Origin of the sequence: Bacillus sp. EKM501B (genome assembly GCF_011800505.1) — a bacterium.
Lineage (GTDB): Bacteria > Bacillota > Bacilli > Bacillales > Bacillaceae_G > Bacillus_A > Bacillus_A cereus.
Genome location: NZ_JAALFZ010000018.1, coordinates 30,557 through 47,244 on the forward strand (window position 1 = coordinate 30,557; position 16,688 = coordinate 47,244).

Here is a 16,688-nt window from a genome sequence, read left to right on the forward strand (position 1 = left end):
TTACACCCTCTTCTTTGTTAATTTAAGTAATACTTTGCTCAAGCTTTCTTCCGTAAGATCCTCTGCATCAGCAAAATCTGATACCGTAAAAGCAGACTCTGTTGTTGGTTTATTTATAAGTTGACGAAGATGCCTCAACATACCATCTGCTATCACTTGAATTTTTAATTTAGAAAACTGTTCCCTACTATACATCCAAATAAAATGTAACTTTTCATCTTTCACCATTCCGATAACATCAATTAGATGAGATGGTTTGGAATCTGGAGCATGATCTAAAAATGTAAATCCTGTCTCTTGCATAAACAAAGAGTCCCTTGAAAACACCTGATCAAATTGGCCCAAATAGTTAAAGCTTATTGAAGGCTTTTGCTGATAAAACGGAAGTAATCCTTTATTCAAGTAACGTAAAATACCATAGTCAACTCCGCGATTTGGGATTCGACGCAATTGCTCTTTGACTGCCTTTAACCCTTCAATAGGTGTCTGAGTTCCTTGAAAATTGAGATGAACGGGATAAATACTCGTGAACCAGCCCACTGTCCTTGATAAATCAATACCTTCAATCATCTCTTCTCTCCCGTGTCCTTCTAGATGAATAGAAACGGTTTGCTGATTTGTACAATCGACGATAGCTTGTCCTAATGCCGTTAATAGTACCTCATCAATCCTTGTCTTATGAGTGACTAGAACTTCGTGAAACAATGCTTGTGTTTCTTCTATTCCTAAAGTCCTCGTCACTTGATCAATCGATTCTTCTGTCGTTTCTTGTATTGGATAGTCCATTGGAATTTTCATCGTTTCTTTTTCTACTTGTTCATTCCAATAATCCTTTACTTCTTTTGAAATACCCGAATCACTGTATGTCTGAAGTCGTTCAGACCATTCTTTAAAAGATGTACTTTTCGCAGGTAAGCGAATTTCTTGACCTTGTTTCATCTGGTTATATACCACCTGTAAATCTTCCAATAGAATCCTCCATGACACTCCATCTACTACTAAATGATGTATCACCCAGAATATTCGATCATTTTCAATCAAGTTATCTTCAAAGTACACTACTTTCATTAACGGACCAGTAATTAAATTGAAACTAGCTTGATGAATATTCATCTCTTCTTGTATTATTTTATTCCACTCTTTTTCATTAACTTGATTCCGTTTTACAACATGGAGTACTGACAGCTCATCAGTCCCTTCATTTCTCTGCCTCCACGTTCCGTTTGGTAACTGTTCGTACCGGAAACGTAAAGCATCATGATGTTTCAGTAAATTTAATATCGCTCCCTCTAGTAATTTCACATCCAATCTTTCTTTTACTCTTAAAAGCATTGATTGATTCCAATGCTCTGTATGTGGATGTTCTTGCTCGAAGAACCAGCACTGAATTGGAGTAAGAGGCACATCACCTATCACAATTCCCTGCTCCGCTTGTACTCCCTGCGTTTCTATAGCCACTTGTGCCAGCTCAGCGATAGTTGGGCATTCAAACATTTGCTTTGGAGTAAGTTTTAACCCCACTTGACTTGCTTGAGATATGATTTGAATACTGAGAATCGAGTCGCCACCAATTTCAAAGAAATTATCATAGATTCCCACCTTTTTAACACCTAATACTCTCTTCCAAATGGTAGTTAGTATCTGTTCGTTACTATTCCGAGGGCCAACACATTCACTATTAATCTGCGTTTCCTCCGGCATAGGTAAGGCCTCACGATCAACTTTACCGTTAGCTGTAAGTGGAATAGCTTCCATCGCCACAAATCCCGAAGGAACCATATAACTTGGTAGTTTCGCTTTAAGATACTCTCTCCACGCATCTACATTTCCATCTCCTACAACATATGCTACTAATCGTTTATCGCCTGGCTGATCTTCTCTTACAATTACAACTACCTCTTTTACATATGCATATGTATGTAAAGTAGACTCAATTTCCCCAATCTCAATTCGGAAACCACGTATTTTAACCTGATGATCAATTCTTCCACGATAATCTAGATTCCCATCTGGCAAATACCTCGCTAAGTCTCCTGTCCGGTATAATCTTGCTTTCAGATCACTACTAAATGGATGAGATATAAAACGCTCTGCTGTTAATTCAGGTCTATTTAAATACCCACGTGCAAGCCCTGCCCCGCCAATATAAAGTTCACCATCAACACCTATAGGAACAGGTTGTTGATAAGCGTCTAGTATATACACTTCTAAATCGGGAATCCGCTTTCCAATATTACTTCTTGAAGCCTGCTGCACATCATCTAAAGTAATTGGATAATATGTAACATGAACTGTAGTTTCTGTAATTCCATACATATTAATTAACTGTGGGTTTTTCTCCCCATACCTTTGAAACCACGGTAACAAGCTAGTAGGTTCTAACGCTTCTCCGCCAAATATGACATAACGCAGCTGCAAATTTTTATTCTTATCTTCTTGTTCACACACTTGTATTAATTGTCGAAATGCGGAAGGTGTCTGATTTAGAACTGTGACTTCTTCCTCCACCAATAATTGATAAAAATCCTTAGGTGATCGACTAATCCAGTACGGAACAACAACTAATTTTCCACCATATAATAATGCTCCCCAAATTTCCCATACTGAGAAATCAAATGCATACGAATGAAAAAGCGTCCAAGTATCTTTTTCATTAAACTGATACCAACAATCCGTCGATTTAAATAACCGAATGACATTGTGATGCTCTATCATAACGCCCTTTGGATTTCCCGTTGATCCCGAAGTATAGATTACATATGCCAGATTTTGGGGACCGACACTAGAAACCGGCAAAGTCTTACTTTCTTTCCCAATCTCATCTTGATCACGATCCAGGCAAATCGACTCAACATTTTCTGGTAACCAGTTCAATTCTTTTAAACTTTCTTGCGTTACGAATAACTGAATGCTAGCATCTTCTAAAATATATTGAAGTCGTTGCTCTGGATATGTTGGATCAAGTGGGACATAAGCCCCACCAGCCTTCAAAATCCCTAAAATACCTACAATCATCTCGTGGGAACGTTCAACGCACAGTCCAACTAAAGTATCAGGTCCTACTCCTTTTTTCTGCAGATAATGAGCTAACTGGTTTGCACGTTCATTAAGCTCCTTATAAGTAATTTTTTCTTTTTCATACGTAACTGCAATAGCATTTGGATAAATCATCGCTTGCCGTTCAAACATTTCATGAATAGTTGCTTGAGGCGGGACATCCAGTTTAGGATTGTTGAACTCAACTAAACTTTTTCTTTTATCTTCCTCAGAAATGATTTCTATTTCAGCAACCTTCTGCTTTGGGTTTTCAAAAATATTTTCCAGTATCACTAGCATAACGTTAAAGAATCGTTCTATCTCTTCCTTAGAAAATAGCTCCTCACGATAATCAATATGTACATGTAAAGAGTCTATATCAATTAGATTTTCAATATGCACTGCAAAATCTTGTACTTCTTCACGGTTTGGAATCCATAGTGAGTCACCACTTTCATCACGATCCCTATAATCAATCGTAGTTCCGAAAAGTCTCACATTACTGTTACTCTCTTTATTAATCTGCTTTAATAACAAATCAAATGGATATTTCTGGTGTCTTAATGATTTACTTTGTTTTCTGGACACCCTACTAATAAATGAAAGTACTTCTTCTTCTGGATCAATATCCATTCTTAAAGGAACTGTACTCACCATCATTCCAATCAATTTTCGTTCCATTTTAGTCATACGGTTGCCGTAAGCCATTCCTAAACCAATATCAAGCGATGAGGTCCACCGATACATGGACAACGAGAAAGCAGCAACAAAAAGAGTATATAAACTAATTTTGTAATCTTCAGAAAATTTTTCTATCTTTCTCTTCAAATGTTCCGTTAATATAAACGTCTCACGTGATGCTTTGGTACTAACTTGGTACGTATTATAAGGCTTCAACCCGGTCACAGATGGCAGTGTTTTAAATTCCTCTAACCAGAATTTTTGATCTTTTTGAAAACGACTACTATTCAAGTATGTTTGTTCATTAGTCAGAAATTGAACATATGAATTTTTAATTTCGCCTTCCTCATTCTCGTTATGCATGTCATAATAATATTTTGCAATCTGCTCAGTAAATATTTGAATTGATAAACCATCCATAATAATATGATGAACATTTCCAAAGACCGCACATTCATTATCGTTTAATTTTATTAAAGCGAAATAGTATAAATTCGAATTAAATAATGTAAACGTTTCTTTTGTTTTCTGCTCAATCCATTCCTCAAGCAAATTTGTATTCTCCACATTACTGAAATCAAAAAACTCAAATTCTTGTTCTTCATGTTTAATAAAATATTGTTTAGGTTCTTGATGCCCATTTTCTTTTAACCTAATGCACAGACCGTCATTTTCACTGATAACGCGATTCACAACTTGGTTTAATTTTGAATAGTTCATTTTTCGATGAAGTTTAAATAAAAATCTTAAATTACATATTCCTTTATCAGAATGAATAACTTCTGTATACCATATTCTTCGCTGCGGATGGCTTAATGGATAACATTCCTCATTGGTCATAAAAATCTTCCCTTCAAAAATTATTTGCTCTTATAGGTTCGTGTTTATGTTTAGCCCATAAATATTTCTGCAGTGAAACTCCAATTACTCCAATAATAACAAGCCCAATTCCTCCATAAACATAGAGTTGAGTTACTCCAAACAAATGCACTAATGGACCACTCATAGCAGGAGAAATAATTAGAACTGCGTTTGTTAAACTGCTTTGTATACCAAATACTCTTCCTACTTGATCTTGATCCGATTCTATTTGTAAAATGACTTGATTAGATACAAGCATCAGCCCACTTCCGATACCAGCGATAAAACTAATTAAATAGGCTAAAACGAAGACCGTACCGGGCGTTATCAAACCAATCCCCCCAAAACCAATTCCCATTAAAACCATACCTCCACATACTACCCAGCCATATTGAAATTGTTTTAATTTCTGAGTTAGTAATGCACCAAGTATTCCGCCAAGACCAATAATAGAAATGATATATCCCATTTTACTTTTATCATGTGGGAATAAGCTCTTAAATAAAGTTGGGAATTGTGAGTCTACTAATTGTAATACCGCCATGGCTATTGTAACGAAAATCATGGTTGATAATATTATCCGATTAGATAACACATAACCCCACCCTTGTACCCAAGCGGTCCAAGTACTTTGTTTTTGCTTTTCAACAAATTCTTTCAATATAGTTTCTTTAAATTTTATTGTGGGTATCAAAACTAAAGTAGCTAATAAACAACTTATAGCTCTTATAATGAGGCAGAACTCTGGTTGAAACCAGCTCAACAACATGCCCCCTATAAGTGGGCCTACTATCTTTGTACCCTGCTCTACTATTCCGTTGATACTTACTGCTTTAGTAAGCAAGTCCGGGGATACAATCTGTCTTGTTAGTGTTTGCTGTGCAGGATAATAGAAAACAATAAAAATGGAACGAATCATTAATGCCACTAAGAGCCAGTGGATATCTTGTACAAATAAAAGAGCAATTGTTATTAGACCAACCATTAGATTACAGAACATCATAATTGGAATTTTTCTAAAACGATCTGCAATAACACCTGCCCATGAGCCAAAAATAATTCCAGGAAGTGCATATGCAACAGGAATCAATCCAATCATAGTAGGATCTACTTCCCATTCAAACCCAACTATAGTCATAATCGCTAACATATCAATAAAAACACCAAGCATAAGCAATGAATAGGCAGAGAAAACTTGTAAATAAACCCTATTTCCTAATAGGCCTTTTGAATCAGTAGTTTTCATAAAAGCAAGCTCCTTAGGTTACTAATATAAACGCTTTTGCGTATAAGGTACCTCTTTATTAAACTTAATTAATCATTATTGACATCTCACCTAGAATTTAACTTCGTCAAAACTCAAACCGCTCTTATTTTTCATATATTTAAAATAGTCAGACAAGAGAAAGCGTACCTATTTCTTCATTTTTATATCAACTGTTACAAAATATATCTTTACCTTACACTAATAACAGCTAAACGTTGCCTTAATATAACCCTTTACAGTCGTTTGCACATTCAATTCACATCCTTTTTAAAGTTGGCTTTTTTCTATCTCAAATACTATCACACAAATATTTCACCTACTATATTCATAAAGTTGAAATATTTGAATCAGAAAATTCGGATAAAAAAACCAAATCCACAAATCATAACAAAACTATTATTTGGTTATATTTTCATTTTATAGATAGCTTTAACCATAGGAATATTAAGAATAAAGTTTTTTAATTTTATTAATATAATAGTTTATAGAGACTATAAATCCTACTAAATAAAAAGGTACATATACATTAAAGTATATGTACCTTTCCCTATCCTACATATTTTCTATTCAAATTAATTCCAATAACTAAAGTTGATAATAAAAATATAATATTACTAATCACTAATGTACTCATAACAAGAATTAAATAATATAGTATTAATACTTCTGCACCTACTACCTATTTTATTTATTGGATATTTATACTTCAAAAAAATTACACATCATTCACAATTAGGATACATACCTAAAATATGATTTGAACATGTTATTATATTTTAAGATAATATAAAATCAGTTTTTCTATAAGAGAACTTAATTTTTTTGTAGTACGAAACTGTTAGTAATACAGTATATACTAATTTAGTTATAAAAACATTTAAAGACCACCTATTTCCATAAGTGATCTTTCTTTGTGATTCTGTATTTGTGCACTACTGTAGAAATATATCGTAGAAACGCTTTGTTTGCTAAATGTTTAGTTCTTTCCATTTACTAAAAAACATAGCTTCATACACTTAATATCATATTCGTTACATTGCAAACTATTATTTTGTCTTCTGTACAGGCAAACTACTAAAAATCAATTCAGCAACTTTTACATATCCTTTTGAGTTTGGATGAATTAAATCCTTAGACCAAAGCGTATTGTCATTAACTAAATGATGATTCCAAAAATCAACATGATGAAGCTTATACTCTCTGCTCAGTGAATGTATAACTTCATTTGCCTCTAATAATTGTTCTTTTATTTCTTGTTTTTTTTCAGAAGCAAAAGGAAGCCTAACTGTAAAATCAGGAAGGTTTGCTATAATAATATCAGCCCCTGCTTTACTTAATGTATCTATCATAAATTCCATATCGTTCTTATATGCATCATGATTCCAACGTCCTTTTAAAACATCGTTTGCCCCTGCAATGAGACTAACCAAATCTGGATTAAAAGTTAACGCCTTTTCCAATTGCTGCAAGCGAATTTCTTCAGTTACTAACCCACGCTTTGCAAAATTGGCATATTCTATATCTTTTTCACACAGTTGAACAAAATGATCTACCCAGCTTTTTAATGCAATTCCCTCAACTTCATCCCCTATCCCCTCTGTAAAACTATCACCAATTGCTACAAATCGCTTCCACATATGTATTCCCCCTTTATTTTTAAACATATCTATACTATACAATAGCTCACACCGTAATTGTTATTTCTAAGTGGTTTTCGATTTCAATTATATTCCACTTTACTATATTTACATTTAGAATCCAAAATTGACCGATTCCCAAGTATACTAAGGAATCGGTCATATTCGTATATTTACTAAAGAAATAAAATCCCTCTAGGAATTATACTTTTTTCAAAAAATTTGTTGTTCTTTGTTTTGCCCAGTTGATACATTTCTTTTCGATTAAATGATACGAAACTATAGAAAAAAGTAGTGTCATTGCAATGCACAAAGTAAGAAGAAAAAATTACACCCTGACATTCCAAGCTATCCACATAAGAATCTATAGTGCTTGGAAACCTTTTGTTTCAAACTAATATTTAGTTGTATCCTATAAAATTAGCTTTTTACTATATCAATCGTACGATCCCACATACCACTAAAAAAAGATCCTGTTTTACGTATAAAACGTGTAAGCCAATTTGCTTGTTCCACATCAGATTTTGTTACAAGGTCTATTTGTAATGAATTACCTGATAAGAACCCAGGATCTGTATTATCTTTAGACGAGATAATCATTTTACTAATTGTTACACCTTTTTTAATAGGCGCTTCTTGTTCCCTATTCGATACTTTAAATTCTTTTTTATAAATGTCTTTATTGCCCTTCGGCATTGGAAGTGAAACAGCTTGCTTCGTTTGAACTACTACATCTTTGTCTTTTGCATTTGCCACTCGAACTGTTTCATGTCCTTTTATTACTGAATCTTTTCCGTAGACATTCTTCACTTCAAAATTCGCAAATCCATAATCGTATAATTTCTTTGTTTCATCAAAACGTGCCGTATGAGATTTTGCTTTTATCACTACAGAAATTAGTCGCATACCATTTCTTTCTACTGTACCAGTGAAACAATCTCCCGCTTCTGGAGTCGTTCCTGTTTTCAAACCATCTACACCTTCATATTGCTTAATTAAGCCTTTTAACATCCAGTTAAAGTTCGCCATATCAATTGGATATTTACCACCCTCTTGGAATGTTTTTTTAGGAATTTTTGCTGTATTTAATATTTGGGGGAAATCTTGAATAAGACGTTGTGCTAAAATTGCACAATCCCTTGCAGACATTTTATTTTTCTCTTCTAGAGTTGTCCCTTCTAGATGATATCCTTTTAAATCTTGATTTGTTAAGCCAGTAGAGTTTACAAACTTATAATCTTTCATACCAAACTCTTTTGACTTATCGTTCATCATTTTTACAAAATTGACCTCTTTACCAGCAATCTGTTCAACTAAAGCAATTGTTGCACCATTTGCAGAGTAAATTGCCATTGCCTCATATAACTCTTTTACCGTATAAGAGCCACCATTTTCTAATGGAACATTTGATAGTGAACGATCTTGCGAAATCTTATGTGCATATTCAGAGATTTTAACTTTTTGATCCCATTTAAGTTTTCCTTTATCCACCGCTTCATGAACTAAGTATTCGCTCATCATTTTTGTCATACTAGCAATTGCCAATGATTCATCTGCATTTTTTTCATATAAAATTTTTCCGGAATTTTCTTCTATTAAAATTGCTGACCCTGCTTCAACGTCTATAGCAGGATCTGTTTCCGCTGCTGCTTTTCCAATTGTAACGACCATGCTACAAAATATTGTAAGCACTGTTACTATTGCAATAACTCTATTGCAAAACATACCTTTCACTTCTGTTACCTCCAATTTCTTTGTACTTAAAAAAAGCGTTATTCTAACATAATCCCGCAAAAAAATAGAAAGTGTTCTCAAATTGTATATACATATAAAACGTTAGAATCGCTTTCATATAGACCATCTCATCCGACATTTTTAGGTGCGCTAATACTTTGTATTCCCACACATATCCTTATTTTTAATCCCCTTATATTTTTCAAAATGATTCACACTTTCATATTTTTTTAGGATTACAGTTAATAGACAATCTAAATAATACATTTGTTCCACATTTACAAAAAATAAAAAACTACACCCTATACTGGATGTAGTTTTTCTAACTGATTTATTTATTTTTCACTTCATTTTTATAAAAAGCAAATAATGGTTCGATGGATGGACTAGATAACAGCGGAATTGCCTTCTCAATCAATTTCCTATCCCAATCAAACCAACGCATTTCCATTAACATGTTTATTTCTGTATCAGTGAATCGTTTCTTTATTTCCTTAGCAGGATTTCCACCAACTATTGTATACGGCGGAACATCTTTACTTACGACTGATCCTGCAGCAACAATTGCACCTTCACCAATAGTAACGCCAGGCATTATTATAGCATTCATTCCAATCCAAGCATCACTTTTAATGACTGTATCTCCCTTAGGTTCATATGATTGTTTAATTTGCTCAGCGAATGGATATACTGTAATCCATTCTGAGTGATGATTATGATTACCACCCATTAAAATGACTACCCCGCTTGCTATGCAAACATAATTCCCAATAATGAGTTTGTCAAGGTGCCATCCCATCTGTTCAATTGGATTGAACAGTGCTTGGGACTTAGCATCTCCCCACAAATACCTTACACAGCCATCTTCAAAATTTTGATAACTATAATAGCCTGAATAATAGGAGTACTCTCCTACTTCAATGAGTGGATTTGTTACTATATCTTTTATATACTTTGTTTCTGACCAATGATTAAATAATGGATGCTTCATAACTTTATTCCTCGCTTCTAAGTATTATATATATTGCTATTTACTTAGAAGCTTACTACGACTGCTACATTTTTTAGCTTTCTCAAACGACGAATCATTATCTTCAAGCCTTTCTTTTATACTATAAAAAAGCATAACGCAATACATTACACTAGTCAAATTGTGTAATTTTGAACACATCTTAAACAGCGTAATACTGCAATAGGAACATGAAAACACTCTAACTTTGATACAAATAACATATTGATTACATTTAGTTCATATTTTGTAAAAAAATCTTAATTGCCATGACAAAGCAAACAATAACCACTATTGGTCGTATTAATGCCGTCCCTTTTGTAAGCACCATCTTCGCCCCAATATATGATCCTATTATTTGACCAAGCATCATAATCAATCCAATTGTCCAATCGATTTGGCCAAAAATAATAAAATACAACAAAGCAGCGAAATTACTTGTAAAGTTCAAAATCTTAGCATTTGCAGTCGCCCGTGTAGCACTATATCCACATAAAAGAATGAATGCTAAAGCAATTAAACTACCTGTTCCTGGGCCGAAGAAACCATCATAAAATCCCAGTAACGGAGCCACTGTTAACGCAAACAACAACATACTTATTTTTCTCGGTCGATCTTCGTTTGCTATATTTGGAGATAATAGAAAATAAATGCCAATAAAAACAAGTAAAAAAGGTAATATCATAATTAGATATTCTGCTCGTATCTGTAAAACAAGCCATCCACCGAAAACTGATCCAAAAAAGGTCATTAAGATGGACAAACGCATTTCTTTAAGATTAATTTCTTTCTTCTTAATAAAAAACACTGTTGCCATGAGAGTTCCGCTACTCCCTTGCAGTTTATTAGTTGCTATCGCTACAGAAGGAGACATACCTACTAATAACATTATCGGGATAGTTATCATACCACCGCCTCCAGCAATCGTATCTATCCATCCTGCTAATACAGCTACTAAAAATAGTAGTATGAGTAATTCAATAGTAAAATCCATACAAAGAATATGGGAAGGCTTGAGCTATTATACCCCAAACCTCCCCATCTTCCCTCCTCTCTTTAAACTAGTTAATTAAATCTTTAAAGTAACTTTCTTTCTGATCACGTAATCGGCTGGAAACGTATTGCCTGCAAACAATTCTTCTTCCGTATTTATTATTTCCAATCGGGATTTTATATTCTTCCTCAGATAACCTTTCTCTACCATGAGTTACATTTGTTTGTTTACCATAGTATGAATTTGGGATAATTAATAAATCTTCAGATGTAAGTGGAACCTTATAAGTAGGCGTTGTTCGTAAGAGTTCTAAAAACATGTCAAATTTCAATTTTTCTTCTTCACTTTCTCCTACATAAATCAATCTATTCTCTGCTCCATTTAAACAAGTTGCAATAATATCACCATTATCATCTAAAAATATAATTTGGTTTATTTCCCCTACAAATCCCGATATTTCACCATCAGCCATTCCTGCGATATGAGCAATAGGCATTTTACTTATCGCCAATATGTCATCTTTACTGAAGAAATTTTCTTCAAGATGCTTTTGAAGTAATTTTGGCGTTCCAATATGAGTTTGAGTTTTTAAATTTAACACTCCTTTTAATAAAAGAGCATCAACTCTAGTAAATTTTCCACAAGTAATTTCAGACACTATTCGTTCCACGGATTTATTAAGTCTATTTGATACAATTTCTAAATTCGTATTGAATGTTTTCAATCTTGCTTCAATATCTGATTGGTCTTTCATATCTGTATACACTGTGGCATCGTTATGTTGATAAAAGTTCCCGCCACCGGTGCTTGCACCGACATTTCGCAAAACTTCATCGTTGTTTAAAGGTGAAATGAGATGAAATCTATTTTTCCCTGCATGTTCGGATGGGTGAATTAAAGCATCATAATTAAAAAGTGTGGCAAAAAGCCATGTGACCCATTCTGCATAAAAATATTTTTTCATTCTATCGTGTTCGTCTTCACCATAATTAAAACCTCTGCGATTTTCCCCAGGTAATAGTGTTTCTATAGGATCATATGGAGTATTTTTAATAAGGATAGGCGGTACGTTCCCACCACAATTCGCTATTTTTATCATATGTAGTAGATTTTTCATGTCTGAATTCGGAGTTTTCTTTGAATAGTCAATCAAACAATTAAGCCACTCTTTTGAAAAATATGCTGCTATTTCTTGATCACAAGTATAAGGATTATGAGTTTTTAATTCATTTTCTATCAGATTCTTCATTTTATCCTTCAATAGATTCGGAATGGTAATTTCTTCAATTTCTGTAATCTGCAGTATTCCTTTATTCATTATAAAACCTCCGTTGTTTTATTTTTTACACCCTATCTTCTATTAAACAAACTATCCACTTCTTTTTTACTCCTTTACTTTTCGTCAGAGCTATTAGAATTACCGATTTACAAATAAAAAACATGGAGTATAAGAGATTTCTTCTTAGTTACATTTCCCCCACGAACCTCCATTGATTTGGCAAATTTAATTTGAAAATCTGATTCATTTTCATACTTTACTTTCAAACTATGTTTATATGATTTTCAATTCAAGTAAGAGTATTTCATTTTCTAAAGTTTTCCTAATTTTAAAATCAGAATTTTCAATACAACTATGTTAACATTAAAAATATAACACGAAACAAAAAAATGTAAATAAATAGTTTTTTTATAAAAAATAGTCAGACTATTTATAAGGTAATCCGTATTCCATTGAACCAACTACGGCCTCTCAATTTTATTGATAACAATAAAAAAGCCCCCTAAATGAATAGAGGACTTTTTCCAAGTATATTCTATTTTAAAGTTCTTACTTATCTTTTACTTTAAAAGATATTGCTGTAACTTCTTTATTAACAGTTCCATCCCGTTTGGACTTACGATAATCTTCCCATTCGCTAACGAAATATTGCTGTCTGAAATATCTCCTGTAAGTGCACAAGCTCTTGGAGATTGATATTTTCGTAAAATAATCTGATCCTCTTCTATAAACATTTCAAGAGAATCTTTTTCTACAATTCCTAAACTCCGTCTTATTTCCATTGGAATAACAATACGCCCCATACTATCTGCTTTACGAGTAATTCCTCTTGATTTCATAAAATGCCACCCTTTATATTTATCTAATATTACGGTATTCATTTTAGCAATAAACAACAATTAGGAATAGTTCGTATTACAGTACTTTTTTTAGAAATAAATAACAATTAGGAATAGTTTATGTTAAAATTCTTTCTTGTTTATTCTTGATTTTTAATATATTTTTCCTTGATCATTTTTATATATTGTTTTCTTTCAGTTAGTTCAAATATAAATAATGCTTTTTTTATGTCTGTTAAACCAACTTCATTAGAGTGCTGAACTTTCAATAAAATTGCACCTTTTTCAAAAAACAATTCACCTAATAAGTATAAAGTATTCATATTTATGGCTAATTTTATACCTATTTCACTATACTTTATTGCTTCTTCATATTGATTTGCAAGGTGTAAACATTTTGTTAACGTATGAATGAGTCTTAATTTGATTTCTTTTTCTCTAGGAAATTCTATCTTATTAAAATTAATTAAACTTTGTTTTAATATATTTATACTTTTCTCATACTCTTCATTTTCTGCATGTATTATAGCAATTGAATTCATTATGCTTATTTCTTTTTCTGATAAAAAGTTAGTACTACTTAAGGTTTGTTTTAGTGCTCTATTTAAAATGTCAAAAGCATTACTTGTTGCTCCATTTACATAATATATAGCAATCGCTTCATGCCATAATAAAAATTGTTTACCCTCTTTTGATTGGAAATTATTATCATTTTTCTCTTTTTTTACTATTTCATAAAGCTCATTATATTGTTTTTGTTTTACACAATCTCTCATTACACATTTTACATTTTCAATATATTTTATTTTTTTATTTTTGGTTAGTGCGAATATATAATTTGGATCAATACCAAGTCTTTCAGATAATTGATACAACAATATGCTAGATGGATAAATAATACCTTTTTCTATCTTACTAATTTGACTTTGTGAACATATTCCATGACATAATTCAGATTGTGACATGTTTTTTTTCTTTCTAAGTTCTTTAATAATAATACCAAGATTGTAGAGTTCCATCTTTCCTCCCTCAAATGTAACACTTTATGAGTATAAGAATATTTTCCAACTTTTAATGTAATGTAAAATTGATATAGTTACAATTACTAATTATATGGATTTATAGTTTCTTTTACAAACTTGTATCACAATACGAGAAATTATTAAAGTATGGTTCACTAATAATCAATGTGCGTTTTATTCACCCCCACTGATTATTAGTCCACCCCAGGCAGGCTTTTACAGGGAGTCCGACTTCTTTGCCACATCTAAATTTTGAGGTCGGAGTCTTACTACCCGCAAATAGCCGGATTAAAATAAATATGATTTTTCACCTTTATTTCTTTTAATAGTTTCTTTTGATTTTTATATAAATAATTTCGAAGGAGCGTATTTTATGAAAAGAATGTTGACCGAAAGAGAGTTAGAAGTGGCTATTTATGTAGCAAAAGGATACACAGATGCAGAAATTTCAAAAAAAATATATGTTACCCCTCGAAGAATTTCAACGATAATTAATCATATTAAAGAAAAATGGCATATTAATTCTAGAGTGGAATTAGGTATTTTAGTTTATCATTATGGTTTTATAGATGCACCCTTATTTTCAAATAAAAAAATTCAGCTATGTAAAAAGGTTGTACAATAGATAGCTGAATATAACGAGTTTAAATTGCAAATAAAAATAGAAGAGCAGACAAACTTTTATTATTTGGTTTACTCCATCACTTTTTAAATTTCAGACATTAATATAAAAAGGTTAGAGAATTAACTTCTCTAACCTTTTTATATACACTATTAGGTTTCAAACAGTAAAGATGCCCTAATGCTACCATTGATCCTGTTCCCTATTCAACCTTGTATAAACAAAAAAAATCAAATATTACCACTATTCAAAACCAGTTACAATTCTCTCTTTCATTTTCTGTATTACTTCACTGCTCAATACTTTTTGACCAGCAGGAAGTTTTAATATGGCAGCGGCACCTTTACTAAGGTATATTTCTTGATCATTATTTTGATTTACTACCAATATTCCTTGCCCTTCAAATTCGAAATAACTAATATCTTTTGTTTCATTTGTATTATTTTTTATTGCTTTATATAATCCATATAAATCTTTACTTCTATTTTCTCCGCCCGTTCGAATCGGTTCAGTATCATTCGCAACAATTAGTCCTTCTGGCTGCTCACCCTTCATAATAAACCACAGCTTTTCATTTGTTGGTAATAGTAAATTCTTAAATTCAGAGCTATTTAAAATTTGCTGTGCTGGAATTGTTTCATAGATTGGTAACGAAAATGGAGATGTTGTTATTTTTTCAAAACTTAAATTTTCAGAAGAACTTCCCTTACTATATTGATAATCTTTTAATGCGATCGATTGTACTGATTCACTTTTATTTTTTGATGCATAACTAATTTTACTAGCGAAAATAATAACAGTCATTAAGCACATGCACAGTATCACAAGCTTAAGTAGTTTTCCCATTTATGAACCCCCGCTTTTAATATTATTAGTTTGCATGGATATTATAAACAGTTTCACTCCACCAAAAATTATTATTGTTATGGAACGTACTGAAATTATGATTATAATGATCACCATACCAAGGGTCCATGTATGTTATATAATCTGTTCCATTTGTCCCTTTATAAAATCCATCAAGTACTAGAAAGTGTCCGATGTTAGCTCCATTTTGCCACATAATGAGTGCAATCATCGGCTGATTACTATTAATTTGACTTTTGAACCAATCATAAGATTTTGCTCCAGAACTTATAACTGAGCTAACACCATATCCCGATAATCCATATTGTATTTCACGTGAAGTTGCAGGATTATTATATGATCCACCCTTAACATACCTAACGTACTGATCTTGTGAAGGAGTTTTCCCAAAATAATTTAAAACTGAAACCGAAGTGCCTGCCCAACACCAATTTGATCTTTCTTGTAATATGTTAGGTACAGATAATTTACGGTCTGTTGGTGTACTTGGGGGATTTCCATTAATATACGCTGACGTTACATATACTTTTTTTCCATCTTTAAAATAATAAAACCAACGATTATCTAAATTTCCTGTCCAGTAATCTTTAACCGCTTCACCATACTCCCATCCTTTAAAAGATACTTTTGTATTTCCGGGAATCACATCTACAATATTTGCATTTAAACTTTTTGCCTCTCTAACATTTACATTCAATGGAGCTGTTGTTCCTGAAAATTCAACTTCTTCTGCTATTATTTTCTGAACACCAATAAAACTAAATGTGAAAAACAATAAAAACATACAAACAATAAAATGATTTCTTCCCTTCATTTCTCCACCCCTTTATCAGTACTAAA

At 32.4% G+C, this 16,688-nt stretch carries 12 protein-coding genes and 1 pseudogene; 1 reads left to right on the top strand and 12 read right to left on the bottom strand.

Annotated features, from left to right (window positions below):
* From HFD78_RS23700 to HFD78_RS23745, 10 genes and pseudogenes are all read right to left on the bottom strand, one after another.
* Entirely contained in the window at positions 1 to 4,557 is a 4,557-nt protein-coding gene (locus HFD78_RS23700; RefSeq protein WP_000180431.1) for a non-ribosomal peptide synthetase, read from the bottom strand.
* A gap of 13 nt (positions 4,558 to 4,570) precedes the next feature.
* Positions 4,571 to 5,824, bottom strand: a complete 1,254-nt coding sequence (locus tag HFD78_RS23705) for an MFS transporter (RefSeq protein ID WP_000858610.1) — start codon at positions 5,822 to 5,824, stop codon at positions 4,571 to 4,573.
* 1,067 nt (positions 5,825 to 6,891) lie between these two features.
* A complete protein-coding gene (locus HFD78_RS23710; protein ID WP_000265873.1) occupies positions 6,892 to 7,482 on the bottom strand; it encodes an SGNH/GDSL hydrolase family protein in 591 nt (196 codons plus the stop codon).
* Positions 7,483 to 7,684: 202 nt separating this feature from the next.
* Positions 7,685 to 7,810 (bottom strand): annotated as a pseudogene (locus HFD78_RS23715) (acyltransferase family protein); the annotation flags it as partial.
* Between the two features lie 92 nt (positions 7,811 to 7,902).
* A complete protein-coding gene (locus HFD78_RS23720; protein ID WP_000677709.1) occupies positions 7,903 to 9,216 on the bottom strand; it encodes a D-alanyl-D-alanine carboxypeptidase family protein in 1,314 nt (437 codons plus the stop codon).
* A 331-nt stretch (positions 9,217 to 9,547) separates the two neighbouring features.
* A complete protein-coding gene (locus tag HFD78_RS23725; protein WP_000682540.1) occupies positions 9,548 to 10,207 on the bottom strand; it encodes a CatB-related O-acetyltransferase in 660 nt (219 codons plus the stop codon).
* 253 nt (positions 10,208 to 10,460) lie between these two features.
* On the bottom strand, positions 10,461 to 11,219 hold the full coding sequence (locus HFD78_RS23730) for a TSUP family transporter (RefSeq protein WP_000347986.1): 759 nt from the start codon (positions 11,217 to 11,219) through the stop codon (positions 10,461 to 10,463).
* 67 nt (positions 11,220 to 11,286) lie between these two features.
* Positions 11,287 to 12,537 carry a hypothetical protein gene (locus HFD78_RS23735; RefSeq protein WP_191968119.1) on the bottom strand — a complete coding sequence of 417 codons (1,251 nt, stop codon included), beginning with the start codon at positions 12,535 to 12,537 and terminating at the stop codon, positions 11,287 to 11,289.
* 521 nt (positions 12,538 to 13,058) lie between these two features.
* Positions 13,059 to 13,337, bottom strand: a complete 279-nt coding sequence (locus tag HFD78_RS23740) for an AbrB/MazE/SpoVT family DNA-binding domain-containing protein (protein WP_000842216.1) — start codon at positions 13,335 to 13,337, stop codon at positions 13,059 to 13,061.
* Positions 13,338 to 13,477: 140 nt separating this feature from the next.
* Positions 13,478 to 14,356: a helix-turn-helix domain-containing protein gene (locus tag HFD78_RS23745; RefSeq protein ID WP_000424914.1), complete on the bottom strand. Its 879-nt coding sequence runs from the start codon at positions 14,354 to 14,356 to the stop codon at positions 13,478 to 13,480.
* A gap of 376 nt (positions 14,357 to 14,732) precedes the next feature.
* Here HFD78_RS23745 and HFD78_RS23750 point away from each other — a divergent pair, with 376 nt between their 5' ends.
* Positions 14,733 to 14,984 (top strand): response regulator transcription factor, encoded by a 252-nt coding sequence (locus tag HFD78_RS23750; RefSeq protein ID WP_000827560.1) that lies wholly within the window; start codon positions 14,733 to 14,735, stop codon positions 14,982 to 14,984.
* Positions 14,985 to 15,224: 240 nt separating this feature from the next.
* On the opposite strand, the gene HFD78_RS23755 is transcribed toward HFD78_RS23750, so the two are convergent.
* On the bottom strand, positions 15,225 to 15,827 hold the full coding sequence (locus HFD78_RS23755) for a hypothetical protein (protein ID WP_000517260.1): 603 nt from the start codon (positions 15,825 to 15,827) through the stop codon (positions 15,225 to 15,227).
* A gap of 25 nt (positions 15,828 to 15,852) precedes the next feature.
* Positions 15,853 to 16,662: a papain-like cysteine protease family protein gene (locus HFD78_RS23760; protein ID WP_000678510.1), complete on the bottom strand. Its 810-nt coding sequence runs from the start codon at positions 16,660 to 16,662 to the stop codon at positions 15,853 to 15,855.
* Between the last annotated feature and the right edge of the window lie 26 nt (positions 16,663 to 16,688).

Excerpts from the sequence above, each read along its gene's own strand:
- HFD78_RS23700 (WP_000180431.1), bottom strand. The coding sequence starts at position 4,557 with ATGACCAATGAGGAATGTTATCCATTAAGCCATCCGCAGCGAAGAATA.
- HFD78_RS23705 (WP_000858610.1), bottom strand. The coding sequence starts at position 5,824 with ATGAAAACTACTGATTCAAAAGGCCTATTAGGAAATAGGGTTTATTTA.
- HFD78_RS23710 (WP_000265873.1), bottom strand. The coding sequence starts at position 7,482 with ATGTGGAAGCGATTTGTAGCAATTGGTGATAGTTTTACAGAGGGGATA.
- HFD78_RS23725 (WP_000682540.1), bottom strand. The coding sequence starts at position 10,207 with ATGAAGCATCCATTATTTAATCATTGGTCAGAAACAAAGTATATAAAA.
- HFD78_RS23730 (WP_000347986.1), bottom strand. The coding sequence starts at position 11,219 with ATGGATTTTACTATTGAATTACTCATACTACTATTTTTAGTAGCTGTA.
- HFD78_RS23735 (WP_191968119.1), bottom strand. The coding sequence starts at position 12,537 with ATGAATAAAGGAATACTGCAGATTACAGAAATTGAAGAAATTACCATT.
- HFD78_RS23740 (WP_000842216.1), bottom strand. The coding sequence starts at position 13,337 with ATGAAATCAAGAGGAATTACTCGTAAAGCAGATAGTATGGGGCGTATT.
- HFD78_RS23745 (WP_000424914.1), bottom strand. The coding sequence starts at position 14,356 with ATGGAACTCTACAATCTTGGTATTATTATTAAAGAACTTAGAAAGAAA.
- HFD78_RS23750 (WP_000827560.1), top strand. The coding sequence starts at position 14,733 with ATGAAAAGAATGTTGACCGAAAGAGAGTTAGAAGTGGCTATTTATGTA.
- HFD78_RS23755 (WP_000517260.1), bottom strand. The coding sequence starts at position 15,827 with ATGGGAAAACTACTTAAGCTTGTGATACTGTGCATGTGCTTAATGACT.
- HFD78_RS23760 (WP_000678510.1), bottom strand. The coding sequence starts at position 16,662 with ATGAAGGGAAGAAATCATTTTATTGTTTGTATGTTTTTATTGTTTTTC.